This window comes from Bradyrhizobium sp. ARR65 (assembly GCF_000472385.1).
Lineage (GTDB): Bacteria > Pseudomonadota > Alphaproteobacteria > Rhizobiales > Xanthobacteraceae > Bradyrhizobium.
The window spans coordinates 41,224-64,329 of sequence record NZ_AWZU01000028.1; the positions used below are offsets into that span (position 1 = coordinate 41,224).

The following is a 23,106-nucleotide window of genomic DNA, read 5'->3' on the forward strand; positions in this document are numbered from 1 at the left end:
TGAGGCCGCCATGGACATGAACGGCAAGACGGTCCTGATCACGGGGTCGACCGACGGGGTCGGCCGCTACGTCGCCAAGCGGCTCGCCGTCGAGGGCGCCAAGGTCCTGGTCCATGGTCGCGACCAGGCGCGCGCCAAGACGCTGATCAAGGAGGTTGTGCGCGACGGCCACGCCGCGCCCAGCTTTTATCCGGCTGATCTGTCGTCGCTGGCGGGCGCACGCCGGCTTGCCGATGCTATCAAAGCCGAACACAAACGGCTCGACGTCTTCGTCAGCAATGCCGGGATTGGTTCGCAGACAGAAGGCGCGGGCCGGCGCGAAAGCGCCGACGGCCACGAGCTGCGCTTTGCCGTCAACTATCTCAGCGGATTTCTGCTTGCTTATCTCCTGTTGCCGCTGCTGAAAGCCGCCGCTCCGTCACGCATCCTCAATGTCGCCTCGCTCGGCCAGCATCCCATCGATTTCGATGACGTGATGATCACGAAGAACTACAGCGGCGCACGCGCCTATGCCCAGAGCAAGCTGGCGCAGATCATGTTCACCATCGATCTCGCCGAGGAGCTGAACGGCTCGGGCGTAACGGTGAACTGCCTGCATCCGGCGACCTATATGGACACCAGCATGGTGCGCGCCGGCGGTATCACGCCGGTGTCCACGGTCGAGGAGGGCGGGGAGGCGATCCTGCATCTCGTCAAGGGCGATGACGTCGCCGACAAGAGCGGACTGTTCTTCAACGGGATGCGGGAGGCGCGAGCCAATCCGCAGGCCTATGATGCGGAAGCGCGAAGACGCCTGCGCGAGCTCAGCCTCGAACTCACGGGGCTGGCGGATTAATCGTAACGCGGTGCGTGCGTGTATTGTCGCGCAACCCAAATACAAATGCGCAGTTCACCGCAAGTGGCCGCGCGCGGTCCCGATCACTCGGCGGCCGCGGCCGGCTGCGTCGTCTCCGACAAGGCGTTGGCAATAGCCTCGTCGACCTGCTCGAGCCAGATGAACTCCAGCCTGTCCCGTGCGCTCTTGGGGATGTCGTCGAAGTCGCGGCGATTGCGCGCCGGCAGCATCACCCGGGTGAGGCCCGCCGCCGCCGCGGCGACGACCTTCTCCTTGATGCCGCCGACCGGCAGCACCAGGCCGCGCAGGGAGATTTCGCCTGTCATCGCAGTGTCGTTTCTCACCGTGCGGTTGGTGAGCAGCGAAACCAGGGCCGTGAACATGGCGACGCCCGCGCTGGGCCCGTCCTTCGGGGTCGCGCCGGCGGGGACGTGAACGTGGATGTCGCTCTTCTCGAACAATGATGGGTCGATGCCGAGTTGGGAGGCGCGGCTTTTCACCAAAGTCAGCGCGGCCTGCACACTCTCGCGCATGACATCGCCGAGCTGGCCGGTGAGGATCAGGCCGCCCCTGCCGGGGACGCGTGTGGCCTCAATGAACAGGATGTCGCCGCCGACCGGTGTCCAGGCAAGTCCGGTGGCGACGCCGGGAATGCTGGTGCGCAGCGCGATCTCGCCCTCGAAGCGTGGGGCGCCGAGAATGGCGGTGAGGTCCTTGGGCGTGATGCTGACCTTCCGAGTGCTTCCTTCCGCGATCTGCACCGCGGCGTAGCGCAGCGCCCGGCCGATCTCGCGCTCCAGCGAGCGTACGCCAGCCTCGCGGGTGTAGCCTTTGATGATCTGCCGCAAGGCATCCGGATCGATCTCGGCCTGGTCGGCCTTCAGCCCGTTCGCCTCGAGCTGGCGGCGCACCAGATAACGCTTGGCGATCTCGAGCTTCTCCTCCTCGGTGTAGCCGGCGAGGCTGATGATCTCCATGCGGTCCAGGAGCGGGCCTGGGATCGTGTCCAGCATGTTGGCGGTTGCGATGAACACGACCCGCGAGAGATCGAACGGCACGCCGAGATAATTGTCGCGGAAGGTCGCGTTCTGCTCGGGATCGAGCACCTCCAGCATTGCCGCCGACGGGTCGCCCTGAATGCCGCGTCCCATCTTGTCGATCTCGTCGAGCATCATGATGCAATTGCGCGCGCCGGCCTTCTTGATCCCTTGAATGATGTTGCCGGGCAGGGCGCCGATATAGGTGCGCCGATGGCCGCGGATTTCCGCTTCATCATGCACGCCACCGAGGCTGACCCGGACGAACGGCCGGCTCATCGCGCGCGCGATCGATTGCCCAAGCGAGGTCTTGCCGACGCCGGGCGGGCCGACGAAGCATAGGATCGGCGCCTTGCCGTGCGGCGCGAGCTTGCGGACCGCCAGATATTCGATGATCCGGGCCTTGATCTTCTCCAGCCCGAAATGATCCTCGTCAAGGATGCGCCGCGCCTCCGCGATATCGATCGGCTTCTCTTCCGGCAGCGCCCATGGCAAGTCGATCAGCCAATCGAGATAGCTGCGCACCATGCCTGCTTCGGCGGCTGCTTCGGGCATGCGCTCGTAGCGACGGAGCTCGTTGCGCGCCTGATTCTCGGCTTCCGGCGGCATCTTGGCCTTGGCGATCGCCTCGGTCAGTTGGGCGACTTCCTGCGCTTTGCCGTCGCCTTCGCCGAGTTGGCGCTGGATGGTCGCCATCTGCTCGCGCAGGATCGCCTCGCGCTGGCGCTCGTCAAAGGCTGCCTTGGTCTTTTGGCCGATCTCATTGGTGATCCGCAGCACTTCGAGCCGCTCGGCGAGATGGGCCGAGACTCGCTCCATTCGCTTGGAGAGATCGACCGTCTCCAGGACCTCCTGCTTGTCCTGCGGCTTGATGTCCATGTAGGACGTCGCCAGGTCAGCCAGCGCACCGGGAGAGGTGGTCGACTGGAAGGCGGCCAACAGCTCGGGCGGCGCCTGCGGCAGCAATTGCACCGCCTCGATGGCCTGTCGCTGCAAGTTTAGAAAGCGTGCCTCGATCTCCGGCGACGTTCCGGTAGGCTCAGGAATTTGCAGAAAACGCGCCACCAGGAATGGCGTGCCGGGTAGAAAATCGAGAATGCGAGCGCGCCGCACGCCCTGGCAGATGACATGATGCGTCTCATCGGGTGCGGTGACGTAGCGCACGATGTTGGCGATCGTGCAGACCCGGTAGAGATCATCGGCGGTCGGATCATCCGTTTCGGGATTTCGTTGCAGCAGAATGCCGATCGGACGCTGCTCGCGCAGCGCCTGTTGAGCCGCGGCAATCGATTTCGGTCGACCAACCGTGATCGGCGCGACCACGCCCGGAAACAGCACGATGTTGCGCACCGGGACAATGATCAGGGCATCGTCCGGAATCCGAACCTGATTGGCATCTTGATCGGCGGCAGGAGTCGCTGGTCCATTTGCGGGAGGCATGACGGTCCCTCAAGATTTCGCAAGGCGGACTGCGATGCAGCCGTTCACCGCGAAGCGGCTCACGGCATACCGCCCCACTGGCAATGCAATGCGCCGCTCAAATTGGCCTTGCGGCAGCTCAAGCCGATGGATCCGGGCATTGCGTAACTCCGCCGGCAGTGTTCGGTGCCCGCTGATCACGAGCACTCCGTCCTGGATGACAGCTTCGACCTGTTCGGGGTCGACGCCGGGCAGAGCCACGAGGATCAGCAACTCCTTGTCGGTCTCCAGCACATCGATCGGCGGTTCCCAGCAGGTCTCCCGCGGGCCGGCCGACTGCAGCACAAAGAACTGCTGGCGTAGCCGCTCGGCACGCGCCAGCGAACCGATGGCTTCCGACAGCATCCAGTTGAGGGGATCCTTGTTTGACATTGGCTGCCTCGCTACCGCCGCTGGCTGGTTTGAAAACTCATCCGGAAACAGCGGGTTGCTAATCCGCCAGGAGATACCGACCCTTATATGGTTAGCAGAACCTCTAAGTCACGCCCATGTATCCCGACTGGGCTCCATTCGCTGCGACCTATGCGCCAGATAGCCATACGCTGCGATCTCGCCTCGGTTTAACCTTTACGCGTCTTTAATGGCGGCCGTTTTAGGGTCTCCAAGCGCGGCTCAAAACGGGCTGCGGGCCGTCCAGGATGGCGGCTGTTCGCGTACGCGTTGGAGTGTCCTATGGATATCATGACAGGCGCAGGCCTGGTAGCCGGCACCATTGTCATCGCAACGTTGATGTTGCTGGGCGGCGACCTCGGCATTTTCGTCAGCGACCACGCGGTCATCATCATCTTCGGCGGCTCGATCTCGGCGACAATGATCCGCTTTCCGCTCGGCGTGATCCTGCACGGCCTGCCGCTTGGCTTGAAGTACGCGTTCACGATGAGCCGGCTCTCGGCCCGCGACCTCGTTGACGAGCTAGCGCGCATCGCGGAGATCGCGCGCAAGCAGGGGCCGGTCGGCCTGGAGAAGGTCGAGACCGACGAGCCGTTCCTCGCCAAAGGCATCCGCTACGTCGCCGACGGTTATGACCTCGAATTCATCCGCGACAATCTCGAGCGCGATCGCGACAATTTTCTGATGCATCTGGACGAGGGCAGCAAGATCTACCGCGCGATCGGCGACTGTGCGCCGGCCTTCGGGATGGTCGGCACGCTCATCGGCATGGTGCAGATGTTTGCCAACATGACCGATCCTTCCAAGCTCGGCCCCTATATGGCGACGGCGCTGCTGGCGACGCTGTACGGCGCGGTGCTCGCAAACCTGATCTGTCTGCCGATCGCCGACAAGCTGCATGGCAAGCTGCTCGACGAAGAAACCAACCGCACCCTGATCATCGACGGCATCCTGATGATCCGCGATTCCAAGAGCCCGGCCTTGGTGCGCGAGATGCTGCTCGCCTATCTGCCGGAGAAACTTCGCCATGAGGAAGGCGAGCCGGTGCCGGCCTAAAGCACCGATCCGAGAGCTTGAGGCGGAGCTGGAGGCATGGCCAAGAAGAAACGCGGCGAAGCGCATGGTGGCGGCCACGGCTGGTTCGTGACCTTTGCCGACCTCATGGGCTTGATGATGAGCTTCTTCGTGATGCTCGTCGCCTTCTCCACCCAGGACGCGGCAAAGCTCAAGATCGTCGCGGGTTCGATGCGTGATGCCTTCGGCGTGCAGACGCAGTCGCGTTATTCGGGCATGATCGAATCCGACGGCCTGCCGACGCGCCCCAAGGCGAAGAACCTCGATCATATCCCGCCGGAGGAGGCTTCCAACAACCCGGCCCCGGAGGATGAGAACAAGCGGGCGGTCGGTGCGAAGACCAAGATCGACCGCGAATTTGCGCTCGCCTCGGCCTCTCTTCGTCAGGCCCTGCAGGACATGCCGGAGCTCACCGAAATCTCCAAACACGTCATGTTCGAGGAAACCAAGCAGGGCCTGAACCTGGAGATCGTGGACCAGGATGGCCGGTCGATGTTCGCCGACGGTTCCAAGGAGCCGTACGAGCGCACCCGGCGGCTGATCGAAAAGCTTGCCATTCCGCTCAAGCAGACGCCGTTGCGCATTTCCATCGTCGGCCACACCGCGGCCGGACTCGTTCCCTCGCGCGGCGACTACGGCCCCTTCGATCTATCGGCCGATCGCGCCAACGCCGTGCGCCAGATCCTGGAGCACGAGGGGCTGCCCGTCTCTCACATTTATTCGGTGGCCGGTAAGGCTGATACCCAGCCGCTCTTTCCTGACGATCCCTCGCTTGCGGCCAACCGTCGCGTCACCATCACGCTGATGCGCGAGGATCCAGCCCTGCCGCCCGATCTGAAGCCGTAACCGCCTTACATTACCAATACTATTTTACCTCTGCCCTTCGGCCTGGAGTCGCGTAAGGACGCACGCGGCGTCGCTCGATTCCGTTACGTCTCTGTCCGCTCTGAGTTCTCGATAGCCTGTTCGGATCAAATCTGCCGTCCAAGGTGTTTCTGCCGGATCATGGCCGTCAGCGTCACATCCACCGAAGCTCATGAAGGTCCGGCCACATCGAGCTTTTGGGCCCTGATGCTAGGGAGCGTCGGCGTCGTATTCGGCGATATCGGCACATCGCCGCTCTACGCTTTCCGCGAGGCCGTCGCCGGTGCAGCTCAAGGGCAGCCGGTAAGCCGTGTCATCGTGCTTGGCGTGCTGTCGCTGATCCTTTGGGCGCTTCTGATTGTCGTGACCGCAAAATATGTGCTGCTGTTGCTGCGGGCCGACAATAACGGAGAAGGCGGCACGCTTTCGCTGATGGCACTCGGGCAGCGCGCGTTGGGAAAACCCAGCCTGTTTCTGCTGTCGCTCGGTGTCATCGGAGCATCGATGTTCATCGGCGATTCCATGATCACGCCGGCCATCTCGGTGCTCTCGGCCGTCGAAGGTCTCAAGCTCGCCGCTCCGGCGCTCGAGCATTACGTGGTGCCGCTGACCGTCTTCATTCTGTTCGTGCTGTTTTCTGTCCAGAGCAGCGGGACTTCGCGCGTCGCCTCCGCCTTCGGCCCGGTCATGATCGCGTGGTTCTTGAGCTTGGCGGCCATAGGCCTCATCCACATCAGCGATGATCCGTCCGTGCTGACCGTGATCAATCCGTTATACGGCATCCGATTTCTGTTGACCCACGGAACCGTTGGGCTGGTCACGTTGGGTGCCGTGTTCCTGGCAGTGACCGGAGGCGAAGCTCTCTATGCCGACCTGGGCCATTTTGGCCGCAGGCCGATTCAATCCGCATGGCTCTATCTCGTGCTGCCCGCGCTTCTCATCAACTATTTCGGGCAGGGCGCGCTTGTCCTTTCCAATCCTGCGGCAGTCGAGAATTCCTTCTACCTCATGGTTCCCGAGATATTGCTGCTGCCACTCATCGTCCTGGCGACCGCCGCGACGGTGATTGCGAGCCAGGCGGTGATTACCGGAGCCTATTCGCTCATGCGCCAAGCGGTGCAACTGGGCCTGTTGCCGCGGTTCGAGGTTCGCTACACGTCCGAGACGCATGCCGGACAGATCTACCTTCCGCGCGTGAACAGGCTGCTTCTGATTGGGGTGATGCTGCTTGTCCTGATGTTTCGGACCTCGAGCGGACTGGCATCCGCATACGGCATTGCTGTTTCCACGACGATGGTCGCGGACGGCATTATGGGGTTCGTGGTGATCTGGCAGTTGTGGAACTGGCGCGCCGCGGTCGCCGGCGCTGTCATCATTCCCTTCGTGACGGTGGATACGACTTTTTTCGCTGCCAATCTCTTGAAGCTGTTCGAGGGCGCCTGGGTGCCGCTATTGTTCGGCAGCACGATGGCCGTGATGATCTGGACTTGGCGCCGCGGCACGGCCATCCTCATCGTCAAGACCCGGCGCATCGAAGTGCCGCTCGACGACCTGATCAAGAGCCTTGAAAAACGGCCACCTCACGTGGTGAAGGGTACCGCAGTGTTTCTCACCAGCGATCCGAATTTCGTCCCGACGGCACTGCTGCACAATCTCAAGCACAACAAAGTCCTGCATGAGCACAATGTGATCCTCACGATCGAGACAGCGCAGACGCCGCGTGTCGATCCCTCCGAGCGTGTCTCGATCGAGACGGTCAGCAGCAAGTTTACAAAGGTGCGCTTGCGCTTCGGCTTTATGGAATCGCCAACGTGCCCAGGGCGCTTGCGATCGCGCGCAAGCTCGGGTGGCAATTCGACATCATGTCGACTTCGTTTTTCGTCTCGCGGCGCGCGTTGAAGGCGTCCAGCCAGTCGGGAATGCCGCGTTGGCAAGATCACCTTTTCATTGCCATGAGCCGGTCGGCCAACGATGCTACCGATTACTTCCAGATTCCGACGGGACGGGTGGTTGAAGTTGGCACCCAAGTCTCCATCTAGGGCAGAGCAGAAGGTATGCATTTTTGCATGGTGTAGCCTGCAAAATCGCCCTAGGCTATGCTCCCAACGCAAGACTATATGCCGGCCGCTTTGCATTGTGCGCAGTGAAGCATTTTTGAGGCACAACATTTCATGACAACCGATGCTGCAGCTCGGGCCCCGGAAACGGTGGCGGTGACCGGGCATGGCGATACCCATTCGACGGCTGGCTTCGCCGCGTTGACGCTGGGTAGCATTGGTGTCGTCTATGGCGACATCGGTACCAGCCCGCTGTACGCGTTGCGCGAGGCGGTCGTTGCCGCGAGCAACGGCGGTACCGCGACCACGCAAGCCGTGATGGGCGTCATCTCGCTCATCCTCTGGGCGTTGATTATCGTGGTGACCCTCAAATACGTGGTGATTCTGCTGCGCGCGGATAACCACGGCGAGGGCGGCACGCTCGCGCTGATGGCGCTGGCGCAGCGCGGGGTCGCCAAGACGGTCGGTACGATCGTCCTGCTCGGTATCATCAGCGGCGCGCTGTTTTACGGCGACGCGGTGATCACGCCAGCGCTGTCGGTCTTGTCGGCGATCGAAGGTATCAAGCTCGTCACCTCGTCGCTCGACCCCTACGTGGTTCCGATCACGGTCGTGATCCTGATGGCGCTGTTTGCCGTACAGTCGCGCGGCACCGCGCGGGTGGCGGCGTTCTTCGGACCGATCATGCTGGTTTGGTTCGCCGTCATCGGAATTGGTGGCATCGTGGCGATCACGCGGTACCCAGAGGTGCTGTACGCGCTCAATCCGCTCTATGCCGTCTCCTTCATGCTGCATCATGGCATGATCGGGTTTGTCACCTTGGGCGCGGTATTCCTCGCGGTGACCGGCGCGGAAGCGCTCTATGCCGACCTCGGCCATTTCGGCAAGCGGCCGATCCAGACCGCCTGGCTGTTCATTGTGCTGCCGTCGCTGGCAGCCAATTATCTGGGACAGGGCGCGCTTGTGATCGTCGATCCCAAGGCGGTCGAGAACCCGTTCTTCCTGATGTTTCCGGATTGGGCGCTGCTGCCGATGGTCGCGCTTGCGACGGTCGCGACCGTGATCGCGAGCCAGGCGGTCATCACGGGGGCCTATTCGCTGACGCGCCAGGCGATTCAACTTGGCCTGTTGCCGCGCTTTGAAATCCGCCACACCTCGGAATCTCAGTCCGGTCAGATCTTCATGCCGCGCGTCAACACGCTTCTGTTCGTGCTGGTGATGCTGCTCGTGCTGATGTTCAAATCATCGAGCGCCCTGGCGTCCGCCTACGGCATCTCGGTGACGGGGACCATGGTGGTCACCGCGATGATGGGCTTTGTGGTGATTTGGCGGGTGTGGCGCTGGTCGATCGTGGCCGCTGCCGCGCTGATCGCGCCGTTCCTGTTCCTGGATCTCACCTTCCTGGCCGCGAATTTGCTCAAGGTGTTTGAAGGCGGGTGGGTGCCGCTTGCGCTCGGCGGCACGGTAATGCTGCTGATGTATACATGGCGCCGCGGCAGCCGGCTGTTGTTCGAGAAGTCGCGCAAGCTGGAATTCCCGCTCGCCGATCTCGTTGCCATGCTGGAAAAGAAGCCCCCGCAGCGCGTACCCGGCACCGCCGTGTTCCTCACCAGCGATCCCGTCAGCGCGCCGACCGCGCTCATGCACAGCTTGAAGCATTATAAGGTGCTGCATGAAAAGAACGTCATTCTCACCATCGAGTCCGCGCAGAGGCCGCGGGTCGACCCGGCCGAACGGGTCCGGCTGGAGCAGATCAGTCCGACCTTCTCGAAGGTAACGCTGCGCTTCGGTTTCATGGAAACGCCCAACGTGCCCAAGGCGCTCGCGATCGCGCGCAAGCTCGGCTGGCAGTTCGACATCATGTCGACCTCGTTCTTCTTGTCTCGCCGCGCGTTGAAACCAGCCGCGCATTCCGGCATGCCGCGCTGGCAGGACCATTTGTTCATCGCGCTGAGCCGCACGGCGAACGACGCCACCGACTACTTTCAGATCCCCAGCGGGCGCGTGGTCGAGGTTGGCACCCAGATCACGATCTAGGTTTCGGTCGTCCCCCTAAGCGCTTGTGGCGCTTGATTTTTGTCCCGTTAGGGGCGAGGTTGCGACGCGCGTGAGGCTCGTTCGCGCGTGGATGAAGTTGTCGGAGGAAGTGCGTGGCGGACCACAGGGTACAGGATTTGACGCCGCAAGAGGTGTCGCAGGGTATGGCGGACGGGCGTTACCTGCTCGTCGACGTCCGTGAGCCCAATGAGGTGGCTGTGGAGGCCTATCCCGGTGGTGTGGTGGTTCCGCTCTCGACCTTCGATCCGCAAGAGATTCCCGATCCGCAGGGCAAGCAGGTGGTTTTCGCCTGTCGTTCCGGCAAACGCTCAGTAACCGCATCGCTTGCGGCGCAGGCCGCCGGGCTTCCTTACGATAAGCATCTGGCCGGCGGAATCCTCGGCTGGAAAGCGGCAGGGCTGCCGACCAAGACCGCCGGCTGAGCCCTGCCATGACGTCCATGAACAAGGTCTTTGCGGATCTTCCCGTCACGATTTTCGAGGCCATGTCGCAGCTTGCGCGCGACAACAACGCCATCAATCTCGGCCAGGGCTTTCCGGACGATCCGGGCCCGGAGGACATCCGCCGCGCCGCTGCTGACGCTGTCGTCAACGGCTATAATCAATACCCGTCGATGATGGGGATCCCGGAGCTGCGTCAGGCGATCGCCAGCCATTACGGGCACTGGCATGGCCTCAAGCTCGATCCGATGACCGAAGTGATGGTCACATCGGGCGGCACCGAGGCGCTGACCTCGGCGATCCTCGCCGTGGTCGAGCCCGGGGATGAGGTCATCGTCTTCCAGCCGGTCTATGATTCCTACCTGCCGATCATTCGCCAGGCCGGCGGCATCCCGCGGCTGCTTAGGCTCGAACCGCCGCATTGGCGGCTCTCGGAGGAGATGCTGCGCGGCGCGTTTAACCGCAAGACCAAGGCGGTGCTGCTCAACAATCCGCTCAACCCGGCCGCCGTGGTCTATCCGCGCGAGGACCTCGAGCTTCTCGCACGCTTCTGCCAGGAGTTCGACACCATCGCGATCTGCGACGAGGTCTGGGAGCACGTCATCTTCGACGGCCGCGAGCACATTCCGCTGATCACGATTCCCGGCATGCGCGACCGCACCATCAAGGTCGGCTCGGCGGGCAAGATCTTCTCGCTCACGGGCTGGAAGATCGGCTTTGTCTGCGCCGCGCCGCCGCTCTTGCGCGTCGCCGCCAAAGTCCACCAGTTTCTCACCTTCACCACCGCGCCCAATCTGCAGGTCGCGGTGGCCTACGGCCTCTCCAAGCCGGACGAATATTTCTTCGACATGCGGAAAGACTTGGCGCGCAGCCGCGACCGGCTCACAGAAGGATTGAAGAGCCTAGGCTTCCCCGTCTTACGCTCGCAAGGCACCTATTTCCTCACCGTCGACCTCTCGCCTCTGGGCCTCAACGAGACCGACGAAGCATTCTGCCGGCGCATCGTCACCGACTACAAGGTGGCGGCTATCCCGGTCTCGGCCTTCTACGAACAGGATGCGGTGACGTCGGTGGTGCGGTTCTGTTTCGCCAAGAAGGACGCAACGCTGGATACCGCGCTGGAGCGTCTTGCGGACGCGGTGCGTCGCCGGAAACATGTGAGCGCATGATGAAAGGCTCGGGCCGGTTTCGTATCAACTGCGCGGTTGCGATTCTCATCGCAGCCGCGTTTGTGTCTCCATCGGCCAAAGCAGAGGAGCGCACGGTCAATTTCTACAATTGGTCGAACTATATGGCGCCGGACGTCCTGGAGAATTTTACCAAGGAGACCGGTATCAAGGTCGTCTACGACACGTTCGACGCCAACGAGACCTTGGAGACGCGGCTGCTTGCGGGCAAGTCGGGTTACGATGTCGTTGTGCCCACCGCCTATTTCCTGCAGCGGCAGATCAAGGCGAATGTGTTCCAGAAGCTCGACAAGTCGAAGCTGCCGAACCTCGCTAATGCGTGGCCCTTCGTGACGCAGCATCTGGCGACTTACGATCCAGGCAATGTCTATGCCGTCAACTACATGTGGGGCACCACCGGCATCGGCTACAATGTCCAGAAGGCGAAGGAGATCCTTGGCCCCGACGGCAACATCGATAGCTGGGACATAGTGTTCAAGCCCGAGAATCTCGCCAAGTTCAGGGATTGCGGCGTGCACATGCTGGACTCGGCGGACGATATTTTTCCCGCTGCGCTCGGTTATCTCGGCCTCGATCCGAACTCGACCAAGCAGGCGGACCTGGAGAAGGCTGCCGAGCTTGTCAGCAAGGTCCGGCCCTATGTCCGCAAGTTTCATTCATCGGAATATTTGAGCGCGCTCGCGACGGGAGAAATCTGCCTGGTCGTGGGCTGGTCGGGCGACATCATGCAGGCGCGCAGCCGCGCCGCGGAATCAAAGAACGGCATCGAGATCGGCTATTCCATCCCGAAAGAGGGCGCGCAGATGTTCTTCGACAACCTCGCGATCCCTGCCGACGCACAACACGTGGCCGAAGCCTATGAGCTGATCAACTATCTCTACCGGCCCGACGTCGCCGCCAAGAATTCGAATTTCCTGTCCTATGCCAACGGCAATCTGGCCAGCCAGAAGCTGATCGATCCGAAGATTTTCGACGACAAGAACATCTATCCGGACGAGGCGACGCTCTCGAAGCTGTTCGTCATTACGGCCCGCGATCCGGCGGCACAGCGGATCATCAACCGGCTGTGGACACGGGTGAAGACAGGGCGGTGAAGCAAGCCGTCATTCCGGGCGATACGGAGCATCGAACCCGGAATCTCGAGGTTCCGGTTTCGCGCTTTCGCGCGCCACGGAATGACTCCGCAAAACAGCTACCGCCATCTCCGGTGCAGCCACAACCACTGCTCTGGATGCTCGCGGATCCAGCCTTCGACCACGGAGGTGACAGCCTGCATCGTGCCCTGGATGTCGATCTGGCCCTTTTCGTCGCGCACCGGTTTGACTTCCTCTGACAGTTCGGCGCGGAAGCGATAGTTGGGCAGGCGGATGATGCGCACGCCGTGGACGGGGCATTCGACCTGCCGCAGCAGACGCGCGAGCGTTGGATTGGCGCGGGTCTTGCGACCGAAAAAGGTGACTTCGACACCGCTGCCAAGATACTGGTCGACCAGCATTGCGACATGCTGGCCGCGCTTGAGCGCTTCGGCCAGTCGTAGCGGCGCATCGCGCCCGGCAGGGATCAGCGTCCCCATTTTTACTTGCCGGATCTCCTGAATGATACGGTCCGCGGAGGCGATGTTGGGCTTGCGGTAGAGGATCGCGGCATCGAGGCCATGAGCCACGGCGGCGAGCGCCGGCAACTCCCAATTGGCGAGGTGGCTTGCGAAGATCAACGCCGGCTTGCCGTCGAGTCTGAGCTGATGGAACAGCGTACGCGTGCCCGGTGCAAGCTCGATGCGGCCGTTTTCGGGGTATTCTTCCTCGAAATCCCAGATGTGATCGAGGTGGGCGAACTCGGCTCCGATCCGCCCGAGGTTGTCCCAGACGCCGGCGAGGATTTCCTCTATCTCCTGTGGCGATTTTTCCGGGAAGGCTGCGGTGAGATTGGCGCGGCCGATGCGCTGCTCGCGCAGCAGAGGCCCGATCAGGCAGGCGATGCGGCCGAAGGCGTCAGCCGTCTTGTCCGGATCGAAATAGCGGGTGGTCCGCAGCAGGGCGACGGTGAGTGCACCGACAACGGCTTCGCCGAGCGGTTTGGCTGCGCGGCCAAGCCCGGCCTTGGTGCGAACGAGCAGTGAAGGCATCAGGTCCGGGTCAGGCCGGTTCGCGCGTCAGGATCAGCGAGGCGTTCTGGCCACCAAAGCCGAAGGAGTTCGACATCACCGCGGTGACCTTCGCGTCGCGCGCCTTGTTCGGCACCACGTCGAAGGGGATGGCCGGGTCCGGAACCTCGTAATTGATCGTCGGCGGGATCCGCTGATGCTCCAGCGTCAGGATCGAGAAGATGGCTTCCACAGCGCCGGCCGCCGAAATGGTGTGGCCGACCATCGACTTGTTGGACGAGATCGGAATCTGTTTGGCGCGCTCGCCGAACACGGTCGAGATGCCGATATACTCCATCTTGTCGTTTTCCGGAGTCGCGGTGCCGTGGGCGTTGATGTGGTCGATCTGTTCGGGCTCCATGCCCGCATCGGCCAGCGCCTTGCGCACGCAGCCGATGATCGGCTTGCCGTCGGGGCTCGAGCGTGTGCGATGGAAGGAATCGGTCAGCTCGCCGCAGCCGGCGATGACGCCGAGGATCTTCGCGCCGCGCGCGGTGGCCGCCTCGTAGCTCTCGAGCACCAGCGCGCCGGCGCCTTCGGCCATGACAAAACCATCACGGTTCTTCGAGAATGGCTTTGAAGCGGCCTGTGGTGGATTGTTCTGGGTGGACAGGGCCGAGAGCAGCGAAAAGCGGATCAGCGCTTCCGGATTGACCGAGCCTTCGGTGGCAACACAGAGCGCAGCATCGGTTTCGCCGCGGCGGATCGCCTCGACGCCAAGCTGAATCGCGGTCGCGCCTGATGCGCAGGCGGTCGAGAGCGAGATCGGCGAGCCCTTGGTGCCAAAGCGTTCCGCGAGGTGATCGGACACCGATCCGAACAGGAAACGGCGATGCCACGGCGTGAATTTTCCGCCGCCGCTGACCCGCAGCATATCGCTGTAGGTGATTTCGCTCTTGCCGATAACGCGTGCGATCTCATCGCGCTGCGGCCATTCGAGTTCGATCGGCGCGTTCGCCAGAAACAGCGGACCGGGAAAATCGCCGGTATTTCCGATTCTGGCCTGGGCGATGGCTTCTTCGGCGGCGAGGTCGGCCAGGCGTTCGGAAAGATCGGTCGATGAAAACGGCTCGACCGGCACGAAATCGACCGTCCCGGCCATCGTCGTCCGCAAGCCGTCGATCGGAAAGCGCGAAATGGTGCGAATGCCGGATTCACCGCCGGTGAGCTTTTTCCAATTGTCGGTTTTGCCCGCGCCCAGCGAGGTCACCACGCCCATGCCGGTGACGACAACGATCGGCCTTCCGAATTTATCGCGTGGTGCTGTCATCGTATCCCCCGCCAGCGCCGTGTGATCGATCTTCTCGGAGAACTGCCACCCAGGTCTCCGAGTCCGCTCTAGCTGATCGCTTCGACCAGGGCCATGCCTTCGCCTCGCCAGTGGCCGGTCCCAACCACTACAATCTGGGTCGGCGGCGTCGACATTTCAATCTCAAAGCCGCTGGAATCGTTAGGTGGAAACAGCGTCCCGCGCGAGATCGACAGCGCCGCCAGTGCAAGCCCGATCGGGAATTGCGCCTCCATCGTGTGGCCAAACGCCGTTCCGGTCGCCCGAATGGCGTGGCCGGAATGCGCGGCGAGGAACGCGCGTTCCTCGGAGGTCGCGGGCTCGGCGCCGGTCGCGCCGGTAATGACGGCGACCTTGTCGCTGGTCACGTTCAGCTTTGACCACAGCGCTTCGAGCGAGTGGGTGATCTGGCCGGGCTCCTTGCGGCGCGCATGATCACCGACGACGCCGGTCAGGCGGGCAAAGGGCCTTGCACCGCGCGCCTGTGCATGCGCCTTGGACTCCAGAACCACGAACGCCCCGGCAGAGCCCAGCGCGAATCCGGGATGCCCCGTGCGTGTCCAGATCGGCGCAAACTGCTCCTTCAGATTAAAGCCGCCGAACTCGTACAGGACGAGCAGGTCCTTGCGTTCGCCGTTCTGCGCGCCGCCGATCAGCGCGATGTCGCTCTGGCCGTCGACGATACGGGCCAGTGCAATGCGCGCTGCATCGACCGCGGCGGTCTCTTCGCCCATGAAGGTCCGCGATGTCCCGGTGACGCCATGGACGATTGCGATGTTGCCGGCGAGCAGGTTGGACAGTTGCGCCAGGAACAGCGTCGGTCGCAAATCGCCCATCAGCCGTTCGTTGAGAAAGTTGGGCGCGACGTTGCCCTTGGCCTGGGCAGTGAGGATGCCCTCATCGACCGCGAGATCGCGCTCGCCGCCGCCGGCAGCCACGATCATGTCCATGCGGGAGAGGATCTCCTTGTTGCCCTTCACGCCCGCGGAGTCCAGCGCTAGCCCAGCGGCATAGGTCCCGATGCGCTGCCAGGCCTCCATCTGCCGTTGATCGCCCTTTTTCGGGATCTGGCTGTCGAAATTGACCGGCGCAAAGGGGTGAACGACATAAGGCGCGAACGTCCTTTCATCGACGTTGACGCGCCGCTCCTGCAAGGCCTGCCAATTGGCATCCAGCCCCTCGCCGAGCGAGGTGGCGAGGCCGATGCCGGTAATCCAGACTTCCGCTGGTCCCGACTTCGCAGAGTTGCTTTCAGTCATGACTGGAGGGCCTGTTGGGGAAAGCCGATCCGCTTAGCCACGGCATCCATGTGCCCGCGCAAATCCGGATTGGGGAAGGGGACGTGGCTGAAGGTGATCGTGGAATTGCACCTGAGTTTGCCGCCGACTTTGATCTTGGCATCCGTGATCGCGTAGCCCGAGCCCTCGTGCACGAGGTTGGCCTCGATCGTAAGCAATTCGCCGGGCGGCACGAAGCCGCGCATCTTGGCTTCCTTGACGGCTGCCAGGAACGGCATGCGCTCGAACTTGAACAGGGCGAGCAGGAGCCAGCCTGAGGTCTGTGCCATCGACTCGATCAGAAGCACGCCGGGCATGATCGGATAGCCCGGGAAGTGCCCCTCGAAGATCGTGCTCTGTTTGGGAACCTGGGCTTCGACCGTGATCGTCTTCTCGTCCAGATTGAGGTCGAGAATGCGATCGATGAGCTGGAAATATTCGAGTTGCATGGCGCCGCGGCTAGGCACCCGCATTCTTGGCGGCGACGAGCTCGTCGATCCGCGCACACAGGTTTTTCAACACAAAATACTGTTCGGTCGTTGCCTTGCCGTCGTTGACTTCCTGGGTCCATTTTTCCAGCGGCAGCTTGATCCCGAACGCCTTGTCGATGGCGAACGCGATGTCGAGAAAATCGAGGCTGTCGATGCCCAGATCGTCGATGGCGTGGCTGTCAGGCGTGATCGTGTCGCGCGGGATGTCGCAGGTTTCGGCGATAATCGTGGCGACCTGATCGAATGTTGAGGACATCACTAAGCCTTTGATATCGTGGAGATAATTTCTGGAACGGCGCGGCGGGCGGGGCGATCCGCGCCTAAAGGGGCCCTGTACTCACCTGCCGACCGGGAGTCGAGAGCCCGTATATCGGAGCGCCGCCGTTAGTTCAATGGAGGCGGAAACGGCCCGATCCGCTGAAATCGGGGGCTGTTTCGGCCCTCGTCGGCCGGCAGGCTCGTCCTAGTTGGGGGAAATGCGGATGCAGTCGTGGCGTCCCATCAGCACGCAATCCTGGGTTTTGCGCAGATCGGCGATGCTCATCGCGAGCCAGATGCCGACCGCGGTCAGCGCCACGGTAAAGGCAAAGGCGGCGATGTTGGCGAGCATGCGATGGCGGAAATCGTCGGGTTGTGGCCGCGGCCGTTCGTAGCGCGACAGGTCCAGCGGCTCGGGCGGGTTGTCCTGATGCCGCGGCTGGACGGCCATGGACTGGTTCCGCAACTGGGGCGAGTGCAGCGCGCTACGCGGCCGGAATGGGAGCACGCGGTGCTCGTCATCTGCTGGGATCGGCCGCTGGGTCTTCACGGCTTCCGGCTCCTAAAATCTAACCAACTATTTAGCACGTGCGCCGCGCCGCTGACAAAAAATGTTGCGAGCGGCACGTCAAATCCAGTGAACCAGCCTTCGAAAGTACCGCGGAACCGGCTGTAGTCGATGCGGACCTGCCCCATCCTCCGTGACGCCAAGGAGATCGACATAGCGATGACCGAGCGGATGGTATGATGCTCGCAAGACTTTCGCGCATGGACCGTTTGCGCCGCAACACATCGTGGCGCGAGGCTACCACCGCCAGCGACGCGTCGGTGGCCTTAAGATCCTCGGCACTCACGCCGTAAAGCGGGCTGTTCTCGCCGAGCGCCCGATGAGCGTCCGGCTCAGGGCAAGCGCAGGGCTCTCATTGCGCAAGAGCGGCAGCTCATCGAAGCGCCGAAACGGCTGGCCCTCGGCGAGGAGACGACATTCTTAAGCATCTATAGCCGCGCGTGGCATTGCCGATGATGCTGTGGCGTTCGTTTGCGAAGCCGATCATCAGGATCGGCATGCCCTCATGATTCGAAATCGCCGGATTCCTGGCGAACAACAGCCGCGCGCTCGCCCGGGGAGGAGGGGAGCGAAGATCAGGCCGGCCATCAATCGAGAGGATGCCGGTAAAGAGTTCGATGGTCGTGATGAATGGCCGGCCCTTAACTGTACGTTCGCTGCGGCCGTTCACCATTATTCGCGTAGCTCTCACAAGTTGCAGGGCCGTCCTGACGTCTTGGCCTTGCGTCAGCCATCATGTCATAATCACTGCATTTTCAAACAAGCAATTTCGCCAGGCAGACACAGAGGTAAAGTCATGCACAGCACGCGCGAACCCAGAGTCCATCCGATCCCTATTCTGTCGCTGCGTCCGACGCAGATGACGGTTGGCATGCGTGAGGTCAAAGAAAAGCGCAAACGCTTCCGCGAGCAGAAATCCGCGAAGAAGCAGCAGGAGATGATCGGCAAGCACATGATCCCGGTGGTGTTCGGGCCGGACGAGCGATACTACGTGGTCGACCATCACCATCTGGCGCGCGCCCTGCACGATGAAGGGATCAAGGATATTCTGGTGACCGTGATCGGCGACTTGAGGATGGTCGAAAAGGACGCCTTCTGGGGCGTGATGGACAACAAGCGATGGGTCTATCCATATGACGCCAAGGGCGAACGGCGGCATTTTAAGGATCTGCCGAAATCGATCGGTGATCTAAAGGACGATCCGTTCCGCAGTCTCGCCGGCGAATTGCGCCGTGCCGGTGGCTTTGCCAAGGATACGACGCCATTCTCCGAATTTTTGTGGGCGGATTTTTTGCGTCGCCACGTGCCGCGCAAGCTTATCGAACAGGATTTTGATCACGCGATGGAAAAGGCGTTGCAAGCCGCGAAGAGCCACGACGCCATCTATTTGCCGGGTTGGTGCGGACCCGCCGGAGACGATTGATCAACGGATGCCGGCGCGCAGAAAACTCTGGATGAAGGCGCGTTGGAAGAGCAGGAAGGCGATCATCAGAGGCGCGGAGGTCATCAGCGCGGCGGCACAGATCACCGACCAATCGATGCCCTGGTCGACGGAGGCGAACACCTGCAACCCGACCGTTAAGGGACGGGTCTCGACCGAATTGGTCACGATCAGCGGCCACAGGAAATTATTCCAGTGATAGCTGACCGAGACCAGGCCATAGGCGACGTAGACGGGCCGTGCGAGCGGCAGATAGAGCCGCCAGATCGTCTGCAGCGTGTTCGCGCCTTCCACGCGCGCGGCATCGTCGAGCTCCTTCGGGATCGACTTGAAGTTCTGTCGCAGCAGGAAAATGCCGAAGGCCGAGGCGACGTAAGGAAGCCCGACACCCGTCAGCGTGTCGATCAGATTGAGATTCTGCAGCGTGCGGTAGTTCTCCAGGATCAGCACGTCGGGCGTGACCATCAACTGCACCAGGATTAGCGCGAACAGGAGCTCGGCGCCGAAGAATTTCCAGCGCGACAGTCCAAAGGCCGCCAGCGTGCAAATCACGAATTGCGCTGCCATGATGCCGAGTACGAGCAGCACCGTGTTGAGGAAATAGCGGGCAAACGGCGCGGCGGTCCAGGCGCGCTCGAAATTCTTCCATGTCAGCGGCGCAAAGAGATCGAAATTGGTCGCGAATGCGGATGGATGAAATGCGGCCCAGATGCCGTAGAGAAGCGGCAAGGCCCAAATGAGCGCGAACAGCCAGACGGTGATCGTCGAGATGAGTTTTGTCAGGCGGCCGGACATGGGCTGAAAATCTCGTCAGCGATAGTGAATTTTGCGGTCGAGCATGAAGAACTGCAGAATCGCGATGATCGCGAGCACCGATAGCAGCACGGTCGAAAGCGCGGCCGCATAGGCCGTGTCCCAGAAGCTGAACGCAACCTGATAAACGTAGAACAGCAAGAGTGTGGTCGCGTTGTTCGGTCCGCCGCCGGTCATCGCGATCACTTGGTCGACCACGCGAAACGCGTTGATCAGGGCATTGATGGCCACAAACAGCGTCGTCGGCATGATAAGCGGCCAGGTGATGCGGCGAAACGTGAGCCAGCGTCTCGCATTCTCCATCCGCGCGGCTTCATAAAGCACCGGCGGGACCTGCTGCAGGGCCGCGAGGAAGAAGATCATAAAGAAGCCGGCCTCCTTCCAGATCGTCACCGCCATCAGCGCGGGCAGGGCGGTTGCGGAGCTGCCGAGCCAATTGACGCTGGCAAACCCGAACAGTCGGCCGATCTGATTGAGTAGGCCATAATCGGGCGTGTAGAAAAACAGCCAGATATTGGCGGCCGCGACCATCGGCAGAATGGTGGGGGTGAAGAAGGCGAGCCGTAGCGCGGCGCGGCCCTTGATCCGACCGTTGACCCAAAGCGCCATCGCCAGCGCCAGCCCAATCGCGATCGGCACGGTGATCAGCGCATAGAGCAGGTTGTTCTTGAGCGCCAGCCAGAAGATCGGGTCGGCCAGCATGGTGCGGTACTGGTCGAGGCCGATAAAGACGGCCGGACGCCGCCCATGCGGGGTCGAAAAGAAGCTGTCGATGATGGTCGAGACCGCGGGCACATGCGTGAACGTCGCCAGCAAGACGACGGCCGGCAACGCCAGGAGCCAGCCTTGCACGTGAATGTTGAGTTGCGGTTTCGTCCGTTCCATCGCTGCATGGCGAGCCGCCCGGTCGAAGAAAGAGGGCGACCGGCCGGCTGCATTTGTTAGTGCTGATAGCTGGCGAGGATGCGGTTGGCTTCCGCCTGCGCCTCGTCGAGCGCCGCTTGCGCCGGCTTGGCGCCGGTCAGGATCGCCTGCAAGGCATCGTTGAGCGCCTTGGTGACGCGCTGGTTCTCATGCGTCGACAGTTCGGCGACAGCATCCTTGAGCTGGTCACGCGCGACCACCGCCGGCGGGAAGTCCGCGGCGTATTTCTTCATCGCCTCGATCTCCCAGGCATCCGGGCGTGTTGCGACATAGCCGGTGGCGATACCCCAGTCGGCCGCGCGCTCCGGCGTTGAGAGGAAGCGGGCGAACTCCAGCGCAGCCGCCACCTTGGCCTTATCGCTGTTCTTGAAGATGTAAATGTTGCCGCCGCCCGTTGGCGAGCCGCCGCGGACCTTCGAGGGCATCGCCGCCACGCCGAAGGCGAATTTGGCATTGTTGCGAACGTTGGTCAGGTTGCCCGTGGTGGTCCACATCATCGCGGTCTTGCCCTCGAAGAAGTCCTTTGGCGTCGTGCCCCAATCGATGATGCCCTTCGGCATGACCTCGTATTTTTGGCTGAGGTCGGCAAAGAATTGCGCCGCCTCGACCACCTTGGGGTCGTTATAGGCGACCTTGGTGCCGGCCTGATTGGCGAGGATGGCGCCGTTCTGAGTCGTCAGCGCCTGAAACAGCCAATAGGGAAATCCGGAGGAGGGAATTTCCAGGCCCCATTGGGTCACCGCGCCGGAGGCATCGTGCTTGGTCAGCTTCTTGCCGAACGCGACCATCTCGTCCCAGGTGGTCGGCGGCTTCTCGGGATCGAGGCCCGCGGCCTTGAACGCGTCCTTGTTCCAGTATTGCACGATGGTGGAGCGCTGGAACGGAATGCCCCAGGTGTGGCCCTCGGCCTGGCTGTTCTCCATGAAGGCGGGATAGAACGACTTGATCCAGGCCTGATCGCCGTCCGATTTGGCGATCGCGTCATACGGCTCGATCAGATCATTATCGATCAGGGTGAACATGTCGGTGGACAAGAGCACCGCGACATCAGGCGCGTTGCCGGCCTTGGCCGCGGTCATCGCCTTGACGATGGAGTCCTGATAGCTGCCGGTGTAGACCGGCTTCACGGTGATATCCGGATGCGCCTTGCTGAATTCGGCGGCATAGCCGTCGACAACCTTGGTGATCGGGCCGCCGACCGCGATCGGATAATAAAACGTGATCTCGGTCGCGGACGCTCCGCCAAGAAAACTGGCCGCCAGTGTTGCAGCAAGTGTAAGCCGGGCAAATCTGTTCATGCGCGAATGCTTCCCTGATTGGAAACGGTGTGTAATTGTGGCGACAGTGATCCGGCGCCGGTTTCGCTGAGACGTCTCCCGCTTGCGGCGTCGAACAGATGACCCGCCGCGGCGTCCCAGACGAGGCCGACTGCGGCGCCAAGGGGTGGGGCGCTATCGCCACGTGTGCGGGCTAGTATCGCGCGCTCTCCGAGCATGCAGGTGACAAGGGCCTCGGCGCCCAGATATTCGACCGCGGTGACAGTTGCATGAAGGCGGCTGCGTCCGCTCACGCTGTCCACGGTCACGTCCTCCGGCCGCAAACCCAGCACACGGCCGCGCCCCGACGCCGTGAGCAACGCAGGTCCCGTCGTCCCAGCNATCACAGCGCCGTGCGGCCCGTCATCGAGGTCGAGGAAATTCATCGGCGCGCCGCCGATGAAGCGGGCGGTGAACAAGGTCGCCGGACGTTCGTAGAGCTCTGCGGGGCGGCCGTTCTGCTCGATGCGGCCGCTGCGCATCAGTATGACGCGGTCGGCCATGCTCATGGCCTCGGTCTGATCGTGCGTCACGTAGATCATGGTGATGCCGAGACGCTGCTGAAGTGCGCGGATCTCGCGGCGCAGATCTTGCCGGAGCTGCGCGTCGAGGTTCGACAGCGGTTCGTCGAGCAGGCAGACCGGCGCCTCGGCGATCAGGGCGCGGCCGAGTGCGACGCGTTGCTGCTGCCCGCCGGACAACTGCGCCGGCTTGCGCTTGAGCAGCGCCTTCAGCTCGAGCAGGCCTGCGATCTTCTCGAGCCGTCGCGCCATCTCCGCCCGTGCAATGCCGCGCACCGAGAGACCGAAAGTGATGTTGTCGGCGACGGTCAAATGTGGAAACAGCGCGTAAGATTGAAACACCATCGCGACGCCGCGCGCGGCGCCGGTCAGGCCGCGGACATCGCGCCCCTCGATTGCAATCGCTCCTCCTGTCGGCTCCTCGAGCCCCGCGATCAGGCGCAGCATGGTCGATTTACCGCAACCCGATGGTCCGAGCAGCACGACGAGTTCGCCCTTGTTGACGGCGAAAGAGACGTCATTGACCGCGAGCGTGTCGCCCCACGCCTTGCTCACCGATCGGACGTCGACGCTGACCATGATTTGAATCCAATAGGCCGACAAACGTCGGCGCTTCCAAATAAAAATGCTGTATGAATGTTATGT

The 23,106-nt window shown here is 62.3% G+C and carries 20 protein-coding genes and 1 pseudogene; 9 read left to right on the forward strand and 12 right to left on the reverse strand.

What is annotated here, in order from left to right:
- The first annotated feature begins 10 nt into the window (after nt 1-10).
- Nucleotides 11-835 carry an SDR family NAD(P)-dependent oxidoreductase gene (locus F758_RS0126700; RefSeq protein ID WP_024510750.1) on the forward strand — a complete coding sequence of 275 codons (825 nt, stop codon included), beginning with the start codon at nt 11-13 and terminating at the stop codon, nt 833-835.
- 83 nt (nt 836-918) lie between these two features.
- On the opposite strand, the gene lon is transcribed toward F758_RS0126700, so the two are convergent.
- Together lon and F758_RS0126710 are read right to left on the reverse strand one after the other, a co-directional pair.
- Nucleotides 919-3,312: an endopeptidase La gene (gene lon, locus F758_RS0126705; RefSeq protein ID WP_024510751.1), complete on the reverse strand. Its 2,394-nt coding sequence runs from the start codon at nt 3,310-3,312 to the stop codon at nt 919-921.
- A gap of 9 nt (nt 3,313-3,321) precedes the next feature.
- On the reverse strand, nt 3,322-3,723 hold the full coding sequence (locus F758_RS0126710; protein WP_024510752.1) for an Hsp20/alpha crystallin family protein: 402 nt from the start codon (nt 3,721-3,723) through the stop codon (nt 3,322-3,324).
- 300 nt (nt 3,724-4,023) lie between these two features.
- Between F758_RS0126710 and F758_RS0126715 the strand changes: the two genes are divergently transcribed.
- The 7 genes and pseudogenes from F758_RS0126715 (at nt 4,024) to F758_RS0126745 (ending at nt 12,515) form a co-directional block, all read left to right on the forward strand.
- Entirely contained in the window at nt 4,024-4,797 is a 774-nt protein-coding gene (locus F758_RS0126715) for a motility protein A (protein ID WP_024510753.1), read from the forward strand.
- 36 nt (nt 4,798-4,833) lie between these two features.
- Nucleotides 4,834-5,661, forward strand: coding sequence for an OmpA/MotB family protein (locus F758_RS0126720; protein ID WP_024510754.1), 828 nt, complete (start codon nt 4,834-4,836; stop codon nt 5,659-5,661).
- A gap of 159 nt (nt 5,662-5,820) precedes the next feature.
- Nucleotides 5,821-7,718 (forward strand): annotated as a pseudogene (locus tag F758_RS44630) (potassium transporter Kup).
- A 132-nt stretch (nt 7,719-7,850) separates the two neighbouring features.
- The gene (locus F758_RS0126730) at nt 7,851-9,773 is read left to right on the forward strand and encodes a potassium transporter Kup (protein ID WP_024510755.1); all 1,923 of its coding nucleotides are present in this window, start codon (nt 7,851-7,853) and stop codon (nt 9,771-9,773) included.
- Nucleotides 9,774-9,937: 164 nt separating this feature from the next.
- Nucleotides 9,938-10,216, forward strand: a complete 279-nt coding sequence (locus F758_RS0126735; protein ID WP_051387053.1) for a rhodanese-like domain-containing protein — start codon at nt 9,938-9,940, stop codon at nt 10,214-10,216.
- A gap of 8 nt (nt 10,217-10,224) precedes the next feature.
- Complete coding sequence (locus F758_RS0126740) at nt 10,225-11,403, forward strand: aminotransferase (RefSeq protein ID WP_024510757.1); 1,179 nt, start codon at nt 10,225-10,227, stop codon at nt 11,401-11,403.
- Nucleotides 11,403-12,515, forward strand: coding sequence for a polyamine ABC transporter substrate-binding protein (locus F758_RS0126745; RefSeq protein ID WP_035723181.1), 1,113 nt, complete (start codon nt 11,403-11,405; stop codon nt 12,513-12,515). Before F758_RS0126740 ends, F758_RS0126745 begins: the two co-directional genes overlap by 1 nt.
- Before the next feature lie 98 nt (nt 12,516-12,613).
- Here the strand turns inward: F758_RS0126745 and F758_RS0126750 are convergent, their stop codons facing one another.
- The 6 genes from F758_RS0126750 to F758_RS0126775 form a co-directional block, all read right to left on the reverse strand.
- Nucleotides 12,614-13,546 carry a lipid A biosynthesis lauroyl acyltransferase gene (locus F758_RS0126750; protein WP_024510759.1) on the reverse strand — a complete coding sequence of 311 codons (933 nt, stop codon included), beginning with the start codon at nt 13,544-13,546 and terminating at the stop codon, nt 12,614-12,616.
- Between the two features lie 10 nt (nt 13,547-13,556).
- Nucleotides 13,557-14,834 (reverse strand): beta-ketoacyl-ACP synthase, encoded by a 1,278-nt coding sequence (locus tag F758_RS0126755; protein WP_024510760.1) that lies wholly within the window; start codon nt 14,832-14,834, stop codon nt 13,557-13,559.
- A 68-nt stretch (nt 14,835-14,902) separates the two neighbouring features.
- Nucleotides 14,903-16,111, reverse strand: a complete 1,209-nt coding sequence (locus F758_RS0126760; protein ID WP_024510761.1) for a beta-ketoacyl-ACP synthase — start codon at nt 16,109-16,111, stop codon at nt 14,903-14,905.
- A complete protein-coding gene (locus F758_RS0126765; protein ID WP_024510762.1) occupies nt 16,108-16,578 on the reverse strand; it encodes a 3-hydroxyacyl-ACP dehydratase FabZ family protein in 471 nt (156 codons plus the stop codon). Before F758_RS0126765 ends, F758_RS0126760 begins: the two co-directional genes overlap by 4 nt.
- Nucleotides 16,579-16,588: 10 nt before the next feature.
- The gene (locus F758_RS0126770) at nt 16,589-16,876 is read right to left on the reverse strand and encodes an acyl carrier protein (protein ID WP_024510763.1); all 288 of its coding nucleotides are present in this window, start codon (nt 16,874-16,876) and stop codon (nt 16,589-16,591) included.
- 207 nt (nt 16,877-17,083) lie between these two features.
- Entirely contained in the window at nt 17,084-17,428 is a 345-nt protein-coding gene (locus F758_RS0126775) for a hypothetical protein (protein WP_024510764.1), read from the reverse strand.
- Nucleotides 17,429-18,242: 814 nt separating this feature from the next.
- Here F758_RS0126775 and F758_RS0126790 point away from each other — a divergent pair.
- Complete coding sequence (locus F758_RS0126790; RefSeq protein ID WP_024510766.1) at nt 18,243-18,869, forward strand: ParB-like protein; 627 nt, start codon at nt 18,243-18,245, stop codon at nt 18,867-18,869.
- Here F758_RS0126790 and F758_RS0126795 read toward each other — a convergent pair whose 3' ends face one another.
- From F758_RS0126795 to F758_RS0126810, 4 genes are read right to left on the reverse strand one after another with little or no spacing between them, the layout of a single operon-like run.
- Entirely contained in the window at nt 18,870-19,682 is an 813-nt protein-coding gene (locus tag F758_RS0126795) for a carbohydrate ABC transporter permease (protein ID WP_035723161.1), read from the reverse strand.
- Nucleotides 19,683-19,697: 15 nt separating this feature from the next.
- Entirely contained in the window at nt 19,698-20,585 is an 888-nt protein-coding gene (locus F758_RS0126800; protein WP_024510768.1) for a carbohydrate ABC transporter permease, read from the reverse strand.
- 56 nt (nt 20,586-20,641) lie between these two features.
- Complete coding sequence (locus tag F758_RS0126805; RefSeq protein ID WP_024510769.1) at nt 20,642-21,922, reverse strand: ABC transporter substrate-binding protein; 1,281 nt, start codon at nt 21,920-21,922, stop codon at nt 20,642-20,644.
- On the reverse strand, nt 21,919-23,040 hold the full coding sequence (locus F758_RS0126810; protein WP_024510770.1) for an ABC transporter ATP-binding protein: 1,122 nt from the start codon (nt 23,038-23,040) through the stop codon (nt 21,919-21,921). The genes F758_RS0126805 and F758_RS0126810 overlap by 4 nt, the downstream gene beginning before the upstream one ends.
- Between the last annotated feature and the right edge of the window lie 66 nt (nt 23,041-23,106).